This window comes from Aquaticitalea lipolytica (assembly GCF_014641635.1).
Taxonomy (GTDB): Bacteria; Bacteroidota; Bacteroidia; order Flavobacteriales; family Flavobacteriaceae; genus Aquaticitalea; species Aquaticitalea lipolytica.
In genome coordinates this window covers 122,090-139,027 of record NZ_BMIC01000003.1, presented here as the reverse complement: position 1 = coordinate 139,027, position 16,938 = coordinate 122,090, and the positions used below count along the sequence as shown (strand labels likewise).

At 32.1% G+C, this 16,938-nt stretch carries 14 protein-coding genes; 12 read left to right on the top strand and 2 right to left on the bottom strand.

All coding sequences use genetic code 11. The annotated features are described in order from the left end of the window. The first annotated feature begins 4 nt into the window (after positions 1 to 4). Positions 5 to 1,159, top strand: a complete 1,155-nt coding sequence (locus tag IEW41_RS09490) for a peptidylprolyl isomerase (RefSeq protein WP_188606119.1) — start codon at positions 5 to 7, stop codon at positions 1,157 to 1,159. Between the two features lie 70 nt (positions 1,160 to 1,229). On the opposite strand, the gene IEW41_RS09485 is transcribed toward IEW41_RS09490, so the two are convergent. Next, positions 1,230 to 2,690: an aminoacyl-histidine dipeptidase gene (locus IEW41_RS09485; RefSeq protein ID WP_188606118.1), complete on the bottom strand. Its 1,461-nt coding sequence runs from the start codon at positions 2,688 to 2,690 to the stop codon at positions 1,230 to 1,232. A gap of 73 nt (positions 2,691 to 2,763) precedes the next feature. Between IEW41_RS09485 and IEW41_RS09480 the strand changes: the two genes are divergently transcribed. From IEW41_RS09480 to IEW41_RS09470, 3 genes are all read left to right on the top strand, one after another. Beyond that, the gene (locus IEW41_RS09480) at positions 2,764 to 3,831 is read left to right on the top strand and encodes a DUF3810 domain-containing protein (protein ID WP_188606117.1); all 1,068 of its coding nucleotides are present in this window, start codon (positions 2,764 to 2,766) and stop codon (positions 3,829 to 3,831) included. A gap of 82 nt (positions 3,832 to 3,913) precedes the next feature. After that, a complete protein-coding gene (locus IEW41_RS09475; protein WP_188606116.1) occupies positions 3,914 to 6,886 on the top strand; it encodes an amidohydrolase family protein in 2,973 nt (990 codons plus the stop codon). A gap of 58 nt (positions 6,887 to 6,944) precedes the next feature. Next, positions 6,945 to 8,249 carry an amidohydrolase family protein gene (locus tag IEW41_RS09470; protein ID WP_188606115.1) on the top strand — a complete coding sequence of 435 codons (1,305 nt, stop codon included), beginning with the start codon at positions 6,945 to 6,947 and terminating at the stop codon, positions 8,247 to 8,249. A 35-nt stretch (positions 8,250 to 8,284) separates the two neighbouring features. On the opposite strand, the gene IEW41_RS09465 is transcribed toward IEW41_RS09470, so the two are convergent. Continuing rightward, positions 8,285 to 9,079 carry a DUF6503 family protein gene (locus IEW41_RS09465; RefSeq protein ID WP_188606114.1) on the bottom strand — a complete coding sequence of 265 codons (795 nt, stop codon included), beginning with the start codon at positions 9,077 to 9,079 and terminating at the stop codon, positions 8,285 to 8,287. 85 nt (positions 9,080 to 9,164) lie between these two features. On the opposite strand from IEW41_RS09465, the gene IEW41_RS09460 reads away from it, so the two are divergent. The 8 genes from IEW41_RS09460 (at position 9,165) to IEW41_RS09425 (ending at position 16,845) form a co-directional block, all read left to right on the top strand. Further along, positions 9,165 to 9,962 carry a TrmH family RNA methyltransferase gene (locus IEW41_RS09460; RefSeq protein WP_188606113.1) on the top strand — a complete coding sequence of 266 codons (798 nt, stop codon included), beginning with the start codon at positions 9,165 to 9,167 and terminating at the stop codon, positions 9,960 to 9,962. A 17-nt stretch (positions 9,963 to 9,979) separates the two neighbouring features. Next, positions 9,980 to 11,212, top strand: a complete 1,233-nt coding sequence (locus IEW41_RS09455) for a M48 family metallopeptidase (protein ID WP_188606112.1) — start codon at positions 9,980 to 9,982, stop codon at positions 11,210 to 11,212. A gap of 209 nt (positions 11,213 to 11,421) precedes the next feature. Beyond that, positions 11,422 to 13,035, top strand: coding sequence for an AAA family ATPase (locus IEW41_RS09450; RefSeq protein ID WP_188606111.1), 1,614 nt, complete (start codon positions 11,422 to 11,424; stop codon positions 13,033 to 13,035). Between the two features lie 153 nt (positions 13,036 to 13,188). After that, on the top strand, positions 13,189 to 13,743 hold the full coding sequence (locus IEW41_RS09445) for a hypothetical protein (RefSeq protein ID WP_188606110.1): 555 nt from the start codon (positions 13,189 to 13,191) through the stop codon (positions 13,741 to 13,743). Between the two features lie 110 nt (positions 13,744 to 13,853). Continuing rightward, positions 13,854 to 14,435, top strand: coding sequence for a hypothetical protein (locus IEW41_RS09440; RefSeq protein ID WP_188606109.1), 582 nt, complete (start codon positions 13,854 to 13,856; stop codon positions 14,433 to 14,435). A gap of 2 nt (positions 14,436 to 14,437) precedes the next feature. Then, entirely contained in the window at positions 14,438 to 14,818 is a 381-nt protein-coding gene (locus IEW41_RS09435) for a hypothetical protein (RefSeq protein WP_188606108.1), read from the top strand. A 74-nt stretch (positions 14,819 to 14,892) separates the two neighbouring features. Then, positions 14,893 to 15,393 carry a hypothetical protein gene (locus IEW41_RS09430; protein ID WP_188606107.1) on the top strand — a complete coding sequence of 167 codons (501 nt, stop codon included), beginning with the start codon at positions 14,893 to 14,895 and terminating at the stop codon, positions 15,391 to 15,393. Between the two features lie 135 nt (positions 15,394 to 15,528). Further along, complete coding sequence (locus tag IEW41_RS09425; RefSeq protein WP_188606106.1) at positions 15,529 to 16,845, top strand: gliding motility protein GldB-related protein; 1,317 nt, start codon at positions 15,529 to 15,531, stop codon at positions 16,843 to 16,845. Positions 16,846 to 16,938 lie beyond the last annotated feature (93 nt).

Below are 16,938 nucleotides of genomic sequence, written 5' to 3'. Positions count from 1 at the left end.
AATTATGCGATTGATCACAAAATCATTTCAATTTTTAATGCTTTTTGCATTATTAACAGCTACAGCTTGTCAGGATAAATACCCAGATTTAGAAGATGGTTTATATGCCGAAATTATTACAAATTATGGCACAATGGTGCTTAAGCTCGAGTACAAAAAAACACCTGTAACAGTTGCAAACTTTGTGTCGTTAGCCGAAGGAACAAATACTTTAGTTGATAGCGCATATGCAGGAAAAAAGTATTATAACGGATTAACTTTTCATAGAATTATGGACGAGTTTATGATTCAAGGTGGAGACCCAACAGCGTCTGGTACTGGAAGTCCAGGCTATAAATTTAAAGACGAGTTTTCACCAGACTTAAAACACGACAGACTAGGAATTTTATCAATGGCTAATCCTGGTCCAAATGCAAACGGAAGTCAATTCTTTATTACTGAAGTACCATATCCATCACTAGATGGAAGACATAGTGTTTTTGGACATCTAGTAATTGGAGAAGATGTTTTGCATACACTAGCTGAAGTTGAAGTAAGCAAACCTTCTAACAAACCTGTTAATCCAGTTATTATGGAGGAGGTAAATATTATTAGAAAAGGTTCTGATGCAAAAGCATTTAATGCACCAAAAGTATTTAAAGATTACTTTATTGAAGCTGAAAAAGCAGAAAAAGAACGTTTGGCTAAAATTGAAGAAGAGAAGAGAATTCGTGAGGAGAAAACTGCTGCTGCTGCTTTAGAAATGAAGCCACTTATTGAAGAATATACCAGCAAAACAAAAGCAACTGCTACTGGTTTAAAAGTATATTATATTACAAAAGGCAATGGTACTAAACCAAAAATTGGTGACGAAGTAAAATTAAATTATCAAGGTTATTTTACTGATGGTAAATTATTTGATAGTAACATTCAATCTATTGAGGAGAAGTATGGTATGCTAAATCCTGTAAAAATTGAGCGTCAAATGTACTCACCAATGCCAATGACTATTAGTCCAGATGCGCAAATGATTCAAGGATTTAAAGAAGCAGTAGGACAATTGAGAGTTGGTGATAAAGCTTTCTTTTATATACCATCTCACTTAGCATATGGCGAAAGAGGTCGTGGAGCAATACAACCTAATACAGATTTAACATTTATAATTGAAATGATTGAATAACTGTTGAATGAATAAATTATAAAAAAAGCAGCTCGTTGAGCTGCTTTTTTTATGCAATATATTTTAATAATTATTTCTTCGGTATATTTTTTAATATCTCTAACACAAACTTCCAGTATTTCTGAGCTGAAGAGATTTGAGCACGTTCATCTGGTGAGTGTGCACCTTTAATATTTGGTCCAAAGCTAATCATATCCATTTTTGGATAATTTGTTCCAAGAATACCACATTCTAATCCTGCATGACAAGCAGCAACATGAGCTTCTTTACCATTCATATCCTTATAAAGTTTAGACATTACTTTTAAAATTGCAGAATCCATATTTGGAGTCCAGCCTGGATAATCACCAGAAAATTCTACCTCACAACCTGTTAATTCAAAAGTTGCTCGTAACATATTTGCTAAATCAAATTTTGAAGATTCTACCGAAGAGCGTGTTAAACATCCTATTTTAACCTCACCATCTTTAACAATAACTCTTGCAATGTTATTAGAAGTTTCTACCAAATCAGGAATATCTGCACTCATTCGGTAAACTCCATTGCAAGCGGCATAAATAGCTCTTGTTAATCCTTCTTGAACACCTAAATCCATTATTGTTGCTGGTGTTTCAATTTTAGAAACCTCAATGGTAAGCTTTGGCTCCATTGTTTTTAATTCGGCTTTAATCTCGTTTGCCAAATCATTCATTTCTGATATAAAAGCAGCTTCATGTATTGCATCTATTGCAACTATAGCATTGCTTTCACGAGGAATGGCATTACGTAAACTTCCTCCATCAATTTCAGAAATTCGCAATCCGAAGTTTTCAAATCCATCAAACATCAAACGATTCATAATTTTATTAGCATTACCTAATCCTTTATGAATATCCATTCCTGAATGTCCTCCATTTAATCCTTTTACAGTAATTTTAAATCCAGTTTTAAACTCAGGAGTTTCTTCAACTTCATAACTTCTAGTTGCAGTTACATCTATTCCACCTGCACAACCTACACCAATTTCATCATCTTCTTCGGTGTCTAAGTTTAAAAGTATTTCACCATTAAGCAATCCACCTTCTAGACCCATAGCTCCAGTCATTCCTGTTTCTTCATCTATGGTGAATAAAGCTTCAATTGCAGGGTGAGCAATATCTTTACTTTCTAATATTGCCATTATTGTGGCTACTCCTAACCCATTATCTGCTCCTAAAGTTGTGCCTTTGGCTCTAACCCAATCTCCATCTACATACATTTCAATACCTTGAGTATCAAAATCGAACTTTGTATCATTATTTTTTTGATGTACCATATCTAAATGCGATTGCATAACGATAGGCTTTCTGTCTTCCATTCCTTTTGTAGCAGGCTTTTTTATAATAACATTACCTACTTTATCTTCAATAGTTTCCAAACCTAAGCTTTTACCAAAATCTTTCATAAACGCGATAACACGTTCTTCTTTTTTTGATGGTCTTGGTACAGCATTAAGGTCTGCAAACTTGTTCCAAAGTTGAGTTGGTTGTAATTGTCTTATTTCTGAATTCATAGTATAAAATATAAAGTTGCACAAAGGTAAGTATTCGTATATCTTTTATAAAACAATTTTCTATTTTTGATTTATGCGTAAATACACCAAGCCAATTATTGCTTTTTCTATTCTACTCCAAATTGTAGTTATAAAGCTTTTGGCACAATTTCCTGAATTTGTTGAATCTGTTTACAGTAATGGAATTTACATATTCATATCTAAATTAATGCATTATGTATTTGGCTGGATTCCTTTTTCTGTTGGCGATATATTTTACACTATTGCAGGAATTTATATTTTACGATGGTTATTTGTTAACCGTAAACGAATACTAAAAGATACTAAAAACTGGTTTTTAGATGTAATGGTTGCAGTATCTGTTGGTTATTTTGCTTTTCATTTTCTTTGGGCATTTAATTATTACAGACTGCCTCTTCATAAATCTTTACAAATTGAAGCTGATTACACAACGGAAGAATTATTAAATATAACTAACCAACTTATTGTTAAATCGAATGCTGCACATATAGCTATCACTCACAACGATTCGGTAAAAGTGGAAATGCCTTATACTAAAACAGAGTTATTAAATTTAATTCCTGAAGGCTATAACGAGTTATCTAAACAATTTCCGCATTTGGCTTACAAGCCCAAAAGCTTAAAACGTTCATTGTATAGCTTACCATTAACTTATATGGGATTTAGTGGTTATTTAAATCCGTTTACAAATGAAGCTCAAATAGATGGATTAATTCCTACTTATAAATATCCTACAACTGCTAGCCATGAAGTTGCTCACCAATTAGGTTATGCAGCAGAAAATGAAGCCAATTTTATTGGTGCTATGGCAAGTATAAACCATAAAAATAAGTACTTTAAATATTCAGGTTATACTTATGCTTTGCAGCATTGTTTGAGCGAAGTTTACCAAAGAGACACTACTCAATACGACATGCTTATACCAAAAATTAATGTTGGAATTTTAAAAAACTACGCTGAAGTTAATGCCTTTTGGAAAGGATATCAAAATCCGACAGAGCCATTTTTTAAACTTTTTTATAATGGATTTTTAAAAGCCAATAATCAAACAAAAGGTATTGAAAGCTATAATTATGTTGTTGGTCTTTTAGTTAACTACTATAAAGTTAACAATTTATAAAAGTTAAAAGTTTAAATAAAGTGAGTAACTATAAAGTTAATTTTTATCTTTAGAACTCAAACTTATCAACCAATTTAATATAATGATTAAACACTATTTAACAATCCTCACGTTCTTGTGTGGTTTTACACTACTTGCACAAGATTATTTTCCAAAAAATGATGGTGTTGTAACAAAAAACACCAATTACACAGCAATCACAAACGTTAAAATTTATGTCACACCTACTCAGGTAATTGAGAAAGGGACATTATTAATTAAAGACGGAAAAGTAGTTGCATCAGGAACAACGGTAACCATCCCGAAAAACAGTACTATAATTGATGCTACTGGTAAAAGTATTTATCCATCTTTTATCGATATCTACTCTAGTTTTGGAGTAGAAAAACCAAAGCGTCAAGGCGGTGGCAGAAGTGCTCAATATGATGCGAGCAGAACTGGTTATTATTGGAATGACCACGTTATGCCAGAAAACAATGCCATAGACAAGTTTAACTACGATTCTAAAAAAGCTGATGAATTAATTAAAGCTGGATTTGGAGTTGTAAACACTCACATTCAAGATGGTATTATTAGAGGAACAGGAACTCTTGTTGCTTTAAATAATGACGATGGAAATGAAGTTAGAGTTTTAGATACAAGATCAGCTCAATACTTATCTTTTAGTAAGAGTTTAACATCTAACCAAGCTTACCCATCTTCAATTATGGGAAGTATGGCTTTATTACGCCAAATGTATTTAGATGCAGATTGGTATGCAAAAGGCAACTCTAAAACTAAAGATTTATCATTAGAAGCTTTAAACTCAAACAAACAACTGGTACAGATTTTTGAAGCTGGCAGCAGAGCAAACGATTTAAGAGCTGACAAAGTTGGTGATGCCTATAACATACAATATGTAATTTTAGGTGGTGGAGACGAATTTGAACGTATTGGTGAGATAAAAGCCATGAATGCGTCAATGATTATCCCAATAAATTTCCCTGATGCTTATGATGTAGAAAATGCATTTTTAGCTTCTACGCTATCACTTGGCGATTTAAGAGCTTGGAATCAAAAACCTGCAAATCCTAAAATTTTAGCAGATAACAATATCACTTTTGCTTTAACTACTCACGATTTAAAATCTCCTAAAGAGTTTAAATCTAACTTAATGAAAGCTATAAAATTTGGGCTTTCTAAAGACAAAGCATTAGAGGCATTAACTATCATTCCAGCTCAAATTTTAGGAAAATCTAATAGTATTGGTTCTTTAAAAAATGGTGCTTATGCTAATTTCTTAATCACTTCTGGTGATATTTTTGACGAAAAAACAACCGTTTACGAAAACTGGGTTCAAGGCAATAAAAATGTACTTGAAAATATGAATGCTATTGATATTAGAGGAACTTACGATTTTTCATTAGCTGGTGAAACCTACAAAATGGATATTAAAGGTGAGCTAGACAAATTAAAATCGGAAGTAACTTCAGATGAAAAAACAAGAGGTTCAAAAATATCTTATGCTGATGATTGGGTAAATATTGCATTCACAACAAAAGATTCAATACAACAAGAATTTATTAGAATAGTTGCTAATGTCGATGCAAACAAAAACCTTAACGGAAAAGCAATGTTGCCAAGCGGAACAGAAATGACATTTTTCGCAAAGCAATCTGAAGCTAAGGATGATGCTAAAAAAGGTGGTGACGACAAAAAAGAAGATAAAAACAATGCCGAGAAAGTATCTCCTATAACGTATCCTAATAAGGCTTTTGGTTTTGCTGAACTTCCAAAACAAGAAACGTTATTATTTAAAAATGCAACAGTTTGGACCAACGAAAAAGATGGTGTACTAAACAATACAGATGTATTAATTAAAAACGGAAAAATTGCTAAAATCGGTCAAAATCTATCTGATAGTAGCGCAACAGTTATTGATGCTACAGGCAAACACTTAACTGCTGGAGTAATTGATGAGCATTCTCATATTGCTGCTGCATCAATAAATGAAGGTGGTCAAAATTCGTCTGCCGAAGTTACTATTGAAGATGTTGTAGATGACACAGATATTGATATTTATAGAAACTTGGCTGGTGGTGTTACATCAATTCAAATACTACATGGTTCTGCTAATCCAATTGGAGGACGTTCGGCAATTATCAAACTAAAATGGGGAGAAACTGCCAATAATTTAATTTACAATAACAGTCCAAAATTTATAAAATTTGCTTTAGGTGAAAACGTAAAACAATCTAACTGGGAAAGTTACAGTCGTTTTCCTCAAACTCGTATGGGAGTTGAGCAATTGTTTATTGATTACTTCTCTAGAGCCAAAGAATATGATGCTTTAAAGAAAAGTGGTAAACCATATCGAAAAGATTTAGAAATGGAAACCCTTGCAGAAATTCTAAACAAAGAACGCTTTATTAGCTGTCACTCTTATGTACAAAGTGAAATTAATATGCTAATGAAAGTTGCTGATAAGTTTAACTTCAATATTAATACGTTTACTCACATTCTTGAAGGTTATAAAGTTGCCGATAAAATGAAAGCTCATGGTGTTGGTGGATCAACCTTTAGTGATTGGTGGTCATACAAATACGAAGTTAATGATGCCATCCCTTACAACGCAGCTATTATGCACGATGCTGGTGTTACTGTAGCCATAAATAGTGATGATGCCGAAATGTCTCGACGTTTAAACCAAGAAGCTGCAAAATCTGTAAAATACGGAGGAATTAGCGAAGAAGAAGCTTGGAAATTTGTAACTCTTAATCCTGCAAAACTTTTACATATTGATGATAGAGTTGGTAGTATTAAAGTTGGTAAAGATGCTGATGTTGTGCTTTGGACAGACCATCCGCTTTCAATATATGCGAAAGCAGAAAAAACAATTATTGAAGGCGTAACGTATTTCGATTTAAAGCGTGATGAACTAATGAGAGATGCCATTATGAGAGAGAAGAGCGATTTAATCAATGAGATGCTTAAAGCAAAAAACAAAGGATTAAAAACTCAGCCTATCAAAAAGAAAGAAAAAGAATTATTGCATTGCGATTCTTTAGAGGAATAAATTTAAAACATATAAGGTTGCATCAAATTATATGATGCTTTATAAAAACAAAATATAAATGAAAAATTTAAAACTATTAATATTAACCTTGCTGTGTACTTCAATATCCTTGGCACAGCAAACTCCAGCATCAAAGCAGACCAAAACCATTGCTATAATGGGAGCTACTGCACATATTGGTAATGGTGACGTCATTCCAAATAGCGTTGTTATTTTTAAAGACGGAAAAATTGTTACTGTTGCAGATGCTACAGTTATAAAAATGGATATGTCTGACATGGAAATCATTAATGCCAATGGTAAACATGTGTATCCAGGTTTTATAGTACCTAATTCAACTTTAGGACTAGTTGAAATTGATGCTGTAAGAGCTACTGATGACGATGCTGAAATAGGAAATTTTAATCCGCATATACGCAGTATTATTGCTTATAATGCTGAATCTAAAGTTGTAGAGTCAATGCGACCTAATGGTGTGCTTTTAGGGCAAATTACACCTCGTGGTGGACGTATTTCTGGAACTTCTTCTATTGCACAATTTGACGCGTGGAACTGGGAAGACGCAACTGTTAAAGCAGATGATGGAATACACATGAACTGGCCAAGTAGTTTTACTCGTGGTCGTTGGTGGTTAGGTGAAGATCCTGGTTTAAAAGCTAACGACAAGTACAGTGAACAGGTTAATGAAGTAACTGCATTTTTTAATGAAAGTAAAGCTTATGCTGATGGTGATAAAACAACAACTAATTTACCATATAAAGCTTGTAAAGGTTTATTTGATGGCACACAAAAACTATATATTCATGCAGATGATGAAAAAGGAATTACTGATGCTATCAATTTTGCTAAAGAGAATAAAGTAAAATCTATGGTTATTGTTGGTGGCGCTGAAGCTTATAAAGTTGCTAGTTTATTAAAACAAAACAATATTCCTGTGTTATTACAACGTGTTCATTTACGTCCTAATGCTGAAGATGACGATTACGATTTACCATATAAAATGGCAAAATTATTAGTTGATAAAGGTGTTTTAGTTGGATTAGAAGTAAGCGGGCAAATGGAACGTATGAACGCTCGTAACCTTCCGTTTTATGCTGGAACAACAGTAGCTCATGGTTTAACTAAAGAACAAGCCTTACAGCTTATCACATCTAACACAGCTAAAATTCTTGGTATTGATGATATGTATGGCACTTTAGAAAATGGCAAAAATGCAACTTTGTTTATTAGTGAAGGTGATGCTTTAGATATGAGAACAAATATATTAACTCATGCTTTTATTGATGGTCGACTAATTAGTTTAGAAACGCATCAAACTGAATTATGGCAACGCTACGATAATAAGTACAAATCAAAACAATAAGCATAAAAAAAGCGAACCAAATGGTTCGCTTTTTTTTATTGAACAACTTCTGCGTCGTCAGGCATCATATACATTTTTAAGCTCATTTTGTCTGTCGTCATCATCACATGCGAAAACTCAACATCATTTCTTTTTGTTGTTGGTAAGTTGTTTTCAACATTATACCATGATAAGGTTTTTGGCATTAATAACCCTTCAACTTCTTGCCAATCGCTATAATTTATAAAGCTCCATTTTTCACTTTTCTCTTTCGAAAAATATGTTACTGTATAGCCTAACCAAGTCATTTTGTTAGTTTCACTATCATAATACATTACATACTCATCATCTGGCGACTCTCCTACTCCTGCCTCATAGCTAATTTTAATTCCAGGATATGATTTTCCTTCAAACACTAATGGCTCAGCATCAGTATACTTTATACCATCATCAGCTAAAATAAAAGGCATCGCATAAAAATAGAACATTAAATTGTAGTAAAATTTAGGATTCCCTTTATAAACTGTTTTGTCCTTACTTTTCATCCAAACAGATTCACCATCAAAACCAATGGTGTGTTTTGGCATTTCAATAAGTGAGTAACGTTCTCTTAAATCGGTTGTAGTAATTTCTAAACCATCAGGTTTTTCCATACTAAATTCTAGAGTACGCATTTGCTTCCAATTATCTAACCCACCATGAGCATCAAACACTTTAGTAATATCTTCAGGGTAAATACTTGTGGTAACGTCTAAATTTTGTTCCTCATAATTAACTGTTGGAGTTTCTGTTTTTTCTTTACAAGAAGTGATAACAACTAGTAAAACAAATAATAAGGTTAGTTTTTTCATTATAGAGTTTTTTTTTGATTTTGAATTGTTTGTCGTATCAAACATACAATGTTTACACTAAAATCTGTTACTTTTGCTTTCAATTATGAATAAAGAAATTACAAGCATACAAAACCCTTATATAAAGCAGCTTTTTCAGTTAAAGGAAAAATCACGTGAACGTAAAAAATCGGGATTATTTTTAATTGAAGGCGAACGCGAAATTAGTTTAGCTATAAAAGGGCACTATGAGCTTGACACTATTTTGTATTATCCTGAATTAATTTCTGAAGCTAAAGTTAGCGCATTAACAAAGCAACAAACCAATAGTATAGAAATCTCAAAAGAAGTCTATCAAAAATTAGCACATCGCGATACAACCGAAGGCATTATTGCCATTGCAAAAAGTAAATCTCACGAGTTACAATCTATTAAATTTAAAACCAAAAATCCATTAGTTTTAGTAGCCGAAGCTCCTGAAAAACCTGGAAATATTGGTGCTTTGCTACGTACTGCAGATGCTGCAAATGTCGATGCAGTGATTATTGCTAATCCTAAAACCGATTTATACAATCCTAATAGTATTCGCTCTAGTGTTGGCTGTATTTTTACCAATACCATTGCTACAGGAAGTACTGCAGAAATTATTGCGTTTTTAAAGCAACACAACATTAGTATTTATTGTGCAGCTTTACAAGCCTCAAAACTCTATACAGCACAAAATTATAAGCAAGCTAGTGCTATTGTAGTTGGCACTGAAGCCACAGGATTAAGCGACGAATGGTTGCAAAATTCCACCCAAAACATAATCATACCAATGCAAGGCGAAATAGATTCGATGAACGTTTCTGTAGCTGCTGGAATACTTGTTTTTGAAGCTGTTAGACAAAGAAGTATTCATTAATAATTAGTAATCACTTTATGACCTCAACAACATTATTCTACATCATCATTGCAATAATAATTATCAATTTTATTGTAGATAAAATTTTAGATACACTAAATGCAAAACATTACAACGATGCCATTCCACCTGAATTGCAAGACGTTTATGATGAAGAAGAATATAAAAAATCGCAAGCTTATAAAGTCACAAATTACAAATTTGGTGTTTGGAGCTCTACGTTTTCAATAGTAGTAACACTCGCTTTTTTAATGTTTGGCGGATTTGAGTATGTCGATACTTTGGCACGAAGTTATAGCGACAACTCTATAATAATTGCACTTATATTTTTTGGAATTATCATGTTAGGTAGCGATATCATCTCTACACCTTTTGCGTATTACAAAACCTTTGTTATTGAAGAACAGTTTGGGTTTAACAAAACCACAAAAAAAACATTTATACTCGATAAAATAAAAGGATTGCTAATGATGGTTGTTTTAGGAGGCGGAATAATTGCAGCCATAATTTGGTTTTACGAAGAAACACAACACCTATTCTGGCTTTATGCTTGGGCAATTGTAACAGTATTTACTGTGTTTATGAATATGTTTTATGCCAAACTTATAGTGCCGATGTTTAACAAGCAAACACCTTTAGAAGAAGGCTCTTTAAGAGATAAAATATCAGACTATGCACAAACGGTTGGCTTTAATCTCGATAAAATTTTTATTATCGATGGCTCAAAACGTAGCACTAAAGCTAATGCCTACTTTTCAGGATTTGGAAGCGAAAAACGTGTTACGCTGTACGATACTTTGGTAAACGATTTAAACGAAGAAGAAATAGTAGCTGTTTTGGCGCATGAAGTTGGACATTATAAAAAGAAGCACATCATTTTTAACTTAATAGCCTCTGTACTATTAACAGGATTAACACTGTACATTTTATCTATTTTTATTTCAAATCCGTTATTATCGCATGCCTTAGGTGTATCTATACCAAGTTTTCATGTTGGTTTAATAGCGTTTGGAATGCTTTACTCACCAATTTCGGAAGTTACAGGCTTTATAATGAATCATTTTTCACGAAAGTTTGAGTACCAAGCCGACGATTATGCCAAAACGACTTATAAAGCAGAGCCATTAATTACCTCGTTAAAAAAGCTATCTAAAAACAGCTTAAGCAATTTAACACCACATCCTGCTTATGTTTGGGTACATTACTCACATCCTACACTTTTAGAGCGTGTTAAAAACTTGAAGAAATAACCAATTAAGCGTTTGTTTTTTTACTTATAATTAATTGAAAATTACGTAGTTCTACGTATAGGAAATTAAGTAAGTTTAGTTTAGATTTATGCCTAATAATTAGGCTAATAATTCCTGTTATCCCTTTATTATTATATATATACAGGAACATTAGTCCACATATAACTAGTTGGGCGCAATTTAAAAACGACCGTAATCAAATTAACTAAATGACTGAAAATAAATATAAGTTCAATATACCTACGTCAAATAATGGAACGCTTAACATTCCATTGACTGAAGGAAATACAGTTTTCGTACTAGGAGCAAATGGAGTAGGAAAATCAACGCTAATGCATAATTTGTTTAGTCAAAATCAAAACCACGCCAAACGAATCCTTGCTCATAGACAAACTTGGTTTACTGATAATGCAATGAATATGACTGCTTCTCAAAAGAAGTCAACTGAAAGTAATATAAAATCAAGCGATACTCGTACTTATTCAAGATGGAAAGATGATTATTCACAAGCAAGAACTTCTTTGTCAATTTTTGATTTAATAAATTCACATAAAATTAGAGCTAGAATTATTGCTGATGCTGTTGATGGCGATAATATTGAACTCGCAAAAGAACATTCGAGACACCAAGCACCTATTGAGGCAATAAATGAATTATTAGCAATATCAAATATTCCAATAAAAATCATTCTTGGAAAAGATGAACAACTATTCGCATCAAAAAATGGTAGTGAACCATATAGCATTGCAGAGTTATCAGATGGCGAAAGAAATGCACTTTTGATTGGAGCAGATGTTTTGACCACTGACCCAAACTCATTAATTATTCTTGATGAACCAGAAAGGCATTTACATAGGTCAATTATTTCGCCATTATTGACATCGTTGTTTAGAAAAAGAGAAGATTGTGTTTTTGTAATTTCTACCCACGACATTCATTTGCCAATTGATTGTCAAGAATCGAGCACGCTTTTAATTCGTAGTTGTCAATGGCAAGGAAAAAATATAAAAGATTGGGATGCTGATTTGATAACTGCTGATTTGTCTATTCCAATATCTATTAAAACTGATATACTTGGTTCAAAAAGAGAATTACTGTTTGTAGAAGGACAATCAACAAGTCTAGATAGACAAATCTACCAACTCATATATCCAAGTGTTTCTGTTATTCCGCAAGGAAATTGTAGAGAAGTAGAAAAAGCAGTTAACGGAATAAAAAAAACAGAAACCATTCATTGGATAAATGCATATGGTCTAATAGATACAGATGATAGAACACCAGAACAAATTCAAGCATTATTAGAAAAGGGAGTTGCTGCTATTCCTTTTTACTCGGTAGAAGCGTTATATTATCATTTACATATTATTGAAAAAGTTGCACAAAAAATCTCTGAATTAACAGGTCAAGAAGCAACAACATTATATCAAAACGCAACCGAAAATATAATTTCAGATATCTCACAGCATAAAGAGAGGCTTTGTTCTAAACTTTGCGAAAAGAAGCTTCGTAATGACATAATGTTATCAATGCCAAAACATAGAGATATTCAACAAAGAGGACAGTTCAATGTAACATTTGATTTAAACCAAATTTTACAAGATGAAGAAAATTATTTCGACAGTCTTGTTACAAATAGCAATCAGATGGAATTACTAACTCGCTATCCTATTAGAGAAACCCAAGTTTTAAATAGGATAACATCAGGCTTGGGACTTAATAAAGAACAATATGAAAATACAGTCAGGAAATTAATTCTTGACTCAACCGAAATAAAAGATTTTTATAGAGCCTTATTACAACCTTTGACAGAACTTATCGAATAAAAACTGCGCCCAACAATGTATAAAAATAATAGCGGTTTAATCGCTAAACTGAAACAAAGTGAATATAAAAAAGGTCTGTGTTCATACGAAAAGTTAGTGGCTGTAAATCCGCTACTATTCTTATACTAGACCGTTAGCAAACATAAAAACGAAATGCAGAAATTTTATTTAGTTTTAGTTCTGGTTTTGACTTTTAGTTGTACTCAAACTGACAACCGAATTACGGAATTTGAAAAAGTATTAGGAGAAAGACAGACAAATGCTCTGAATTTACTCGTATCTGACTTTGAAATAAATTTAACTAAAATATATCCGAATTTGACAACCGAAAAAGGTTATCGACAATATCTTAATGATATGATTTCGGACACAATATCCTATTATGAAAATTACAGTTTTATGTCCAGAAAGACTATTACTGAATATATTGAAAGTGGTTTATGGAATGAAGTTTATGAAACGAATTATTATTTCGATATTAATTCAAAAGATTCCATCGAAACAATTAGCGTAAACAATATTGGTAAATATATGCAAGCACTCTATGTTGTAAAAGATTCTGATAATTTGATTAATAAGTATTGGGAAAAACGAGAAGCAGCTGGAATGATGCAAAACGAATTAGTAGTTAACGGAATTTTAAGTTCGAATCCTGATTTTAATGATTATTTTCATAAACGAATTGTAGTATTGGAATTTAGCTTCTGACAAAAAATACGTTTGCTAACACCGTGTAAAAAACATTGCTTATTTTAGTTAAACCGTTTGGTCGTTGCATTTTTGCTTACACAAACACGTTGTACACCATTTGAACAAAAGTGAAATTAGGAAATATTTATAAAACAGAATTTGATGAAAGACCATTTCGAATAATCGGATTTGACGATTACGAAGTGTTTTATGATTGTCTTTGGGCAAATAATAAATGGACATTCTCGGGCAAATTTCTAGTCAAAACAGTTTTCTATCGAATGTCCTCTGATATTTTCAAGAACAAATCAGAATTGATTGAAAATCTACCTTTGACAGAAAAGGAATTACAATATTTTCGACCTGATTTACCGATGAGATTTGGAAGAACAAAAAAAGTTAATTGGAATGCTTTTGACTCAAGCGGTATTGAAAAACTGGAATCCGAATTTGGAAGTCGGACATTCAATGCGTCAAAAATTATACTAGTTCCTTATGGTTCAAAAGGTGGGCTAAAAAAAGGAGAAGTTATTGAAAGTAAATCAGAATTGACTGAGTTAGAAATCATTCATAAGGCGAAAGAAATCCAAGAATCTGTAAACGGACAAAAAAGCGATGGAATTGGATTCTATCGATTGGGTTATGAGGAAGGACTTCCAAGATATTCTATTGGAGAATATTTTGACCGAGCAGGAATAATGAAAAATTAAATATGAGTTGGGACATTATACTTTTTAATTCAAGACAGAAAATAGAATCAATCGCAGAACTGGACGAAAACCAACTCGAACCAACAGATTTTAGCGGAATTTTAGAAAGCTCATTTGACCGAATAAAAAAAGACGACAATCACAGAGAAATAATAGGAACTGATTTTACGATTGACTTTTTTATCGACAACAAGCATTCAAGTAATTTTATGCTTTCACTATATGGAGAAAACGCAATTTATGCCTTGATTGAATTATCGAAAAAGTATAATTGGCAGATTTACGACTCTGGAATTAATGTAATGGTTGACTTGGAAAATCCAGAAAATAACGGATTTGACAATCACAGAAAATATGTTGAACGGATATTAAAAAATAAATAAAAACGGTGTACAACACTATATAAAGCGCATTGAAACGCGCCTTATACTAACCGTTAGCAACAAGTTGAGAACCAATGGGAATTTTGACCAACAAAAAGCATTTTCTACATGAACATCTAACCTTTATTGAGTCGGCTGGAATTGATGGAAAAGATGGTGGATTTAATAAATTTCTGACCGATTTAGGAATTAGTAATAAAGGTGAAAATTGGGAAATCGACCACTCCTCTGTTGACTGGAATAAATCCGAAAAACATTATCAATTCTTTTTTGACTATGAAAACAACGAATCAGAAATAATGGATTGGTTGAAAAAAAGTGAATTATCAAAATCTGAATTTCTTTATACTTGGTTGGATTGCAATGACCCAATTGTAAAAGTAAAAACTACCGATTTCATCCAAAATTGGAATGAATTTTATATTGCAAGTGTTGAGGGAATGATTTTGACTACAACTGACGGTAAAAACTATATGGAATTTACTGATGATTGGAAATATCATCTGAACAGTAACTTTGAAATTAAACCAAATACAAAAAAAATAAAAACTGGCTACAACAATGCATATAAGTAATTGCTAGTTCTCGCCTAACTCTAAAAACCCTAGCGAATTTTCTGTTCGGTTTTAGCATGAATCAGTTATTTAATTAGCAATTAATATGACACTAAGACGTTATCTACTAATAAAAACTAATCACAAAACTATATAATGAAAAAAGCTCTGGTTTTACTCATCACAGTAATAGTTATTATAAGCTGTAATAGCAAGCAACACACAAATAAAAATGTTATAACGTCAGATATTACTAACTTTTGGAAAGCTTATGATAATATAATTTCTACACAAGATTCTACTTTACAATACAAATACCTTGATAGTTTATATTTTCAAAAAGGAACTGTAGGTTTAGAAGGCATTAGACAAGCAAGAAATTATACAGCTCAAGATTATATAAACTCCATTAATAATTACCCTAAATTTTGGAATTCAATTAGAGAAAACACTTTAAATGCTGACAAAATTAGCTCTGAACTGGAAGATGGAATAAAAAAATTAAAAACAATATATCCTCAACTAAAGCCTGCAAAAATATATTTTACAATAGGAGCTTTTCTCACTGGAGGCACAACAATAGATAGTTTGGTTTTAATAGGCTCTGAAATATCTATGGCAGATAACACTACCGAAACAAGCGAGTTTCCAGAAAATTTGTCGCACTTAAAATCGCATTTTGCTACTAACCCTAAAAATCACCTCGTGTTTTTAAATGTGCACGAGTACATACATACGCAACAAAACCCTAGAGAATTTAATATACTTTCTTTAGTTCTTTATGAAGGTGTAGCAGAGTTTGTTGCATCAAAAGCACTTGAAAAAAAATCTCCTAATCCTCAAATAGAGTTTGGTAAAAAAAATGCCAAAAGAATTAGAGAAGTATTTGAAAATGAAATGTTTTATTACAATAACTTATACAAATGGCTAGATGGAAATGCACCAAACGAATTTGGAATGAGAGATTTAGGATATTATGTTGGCTACCAAATTTGTGAAAACTATTACAATCAGGCTGATAATAAAGAAAATGCAATAAAAACAATGATAGAGTTAGATTATACCAATGAATCTGAAGTAGAAAACTTTATTAAAAAAGCCAATTATTTTTCTAAATCACTTGATAGTTTATATCAAACATTTGAGAGTAAACGTCCTACAGTCATCAGAATTAAACAATTTGAAAACAACAGTCAAAATGTTGATACAAAAACCAAAGAAATAACAATAGAGTTTTCGCAAGCATTAAATGGTCATAATACAGGTGTAGACTTTGGAGAGTTAGGCCAAGATGCATTTCCAAAAGGTACTTTAAATGAAAGAAAATGGTCAGCAGATAATAAATCTTGGACTATTCCAGTAGAATTAGAACCGAATAAAGTTTATCAAATATTTATTTCAAACAACTTTAGAACACAAGAAAGTATTCCGTTAAAACCATACTTAATCGAATTTAAAACAGCAAATAAATAAAAGCATTAGTAAAAATTTGATGGATAAATGTTATAAAAAATCATTAATTCTATAAATACAACCAACCTCCAAAAATTTCTCCTTAAAAACTAT

Excerpts from the sequence above, each read along its gene's own strand:
- IEW41_RS09445 (WP_188606110.1), top strand. The coding sequence starts at position 13,189 with ATGCAGAAATTTTATTTAGTTTTAGTTCTGGTTTTGACTTTTAGTTGT.
- IEW41_RS09430 (WP_188606107.1), top strand. The coding sequence starts at position 14,893 with ATGGGAATTTTGACCAACAAAAAGCATTTTCTACATGAACATCTAACC.
- IEW41_RS09480 (WP_188606117.1), top strand. The coding sequence starts at position 2,764 with ATGCGTAAATACACCAAGCCAATTATTGCTTTTTCTATTCTACTCCAA.
- IEW41_RS09455 (WP_188606112.1), top strand. The coding sequence starts at position 9,980 with ATGACCTCAACAACATTATTCTACATCATCATTGCAATAATAATTATC.
- IEW41_RS09475 (WP_188606116.1), top strand. The coding sequence starts at position 3,914 with ATGATTAAACACTATTTAACAATCCTCACGTTCTTGTGTGGTTTTACA.
- IEW41_RS09485 (WP_188606118.1), bottom strand. The coding sequence starts at position 2,690 with ATGAATTCAGAAATAAGACAATTACAACCAACTCAACTTTGGAACAAG.
- IEW41_RS09425 (WP_188606106.1), top strand. The coding sequence starts at position 15,529 with ATGAAAAAAGCTCTGGTTTTACTCATCACAGTAATAGTTATTATAAGC.
- IEW41_RS09460 (WP_188606113.1), top strand. The coding sequence starts at position 9,165 with ATGAATAAAGAAATTACAAGCATACAAAACCCTTATATAAAGCAGCTT.
- IEW41_RS09435 (WP_188606108.1), top strand. The coding sequence starts at position 14,438 with ATGAGTTGGGACATTATACTTTTTAATTCAAGACAGAAAATAGAATCA.
- IEW41_RS09450 (WP_188606111.1), top strand. The coding sequence starts at position 11,422 with ATGACTGAAAATAAATATAAGTTCAATATACCTACGTCAAATAATGGA.
- IEW41_RS09470 (WP_188606115.1), top strand. The coding sequence starts at position 6,945 with ATGAAAAATTTAAAACTATTAATATTAACCTTGCTGTGTACTTCAATA.
- IEW41_RS09465 (WP_188606114.1), bottom strand. The coding sequence starts at position 9,079 with ATGAAAAAACTAACCTTATTATTTGTTTTACTAGTTGTTATCACTTCT.
- IEW41_RS09490 (WP_188606119.1), top strand. The coding sequence starts at position 5 with ATGCGATTGATCACAAAATCATTTCAATTTTTAATGCTTTTTGCATTA.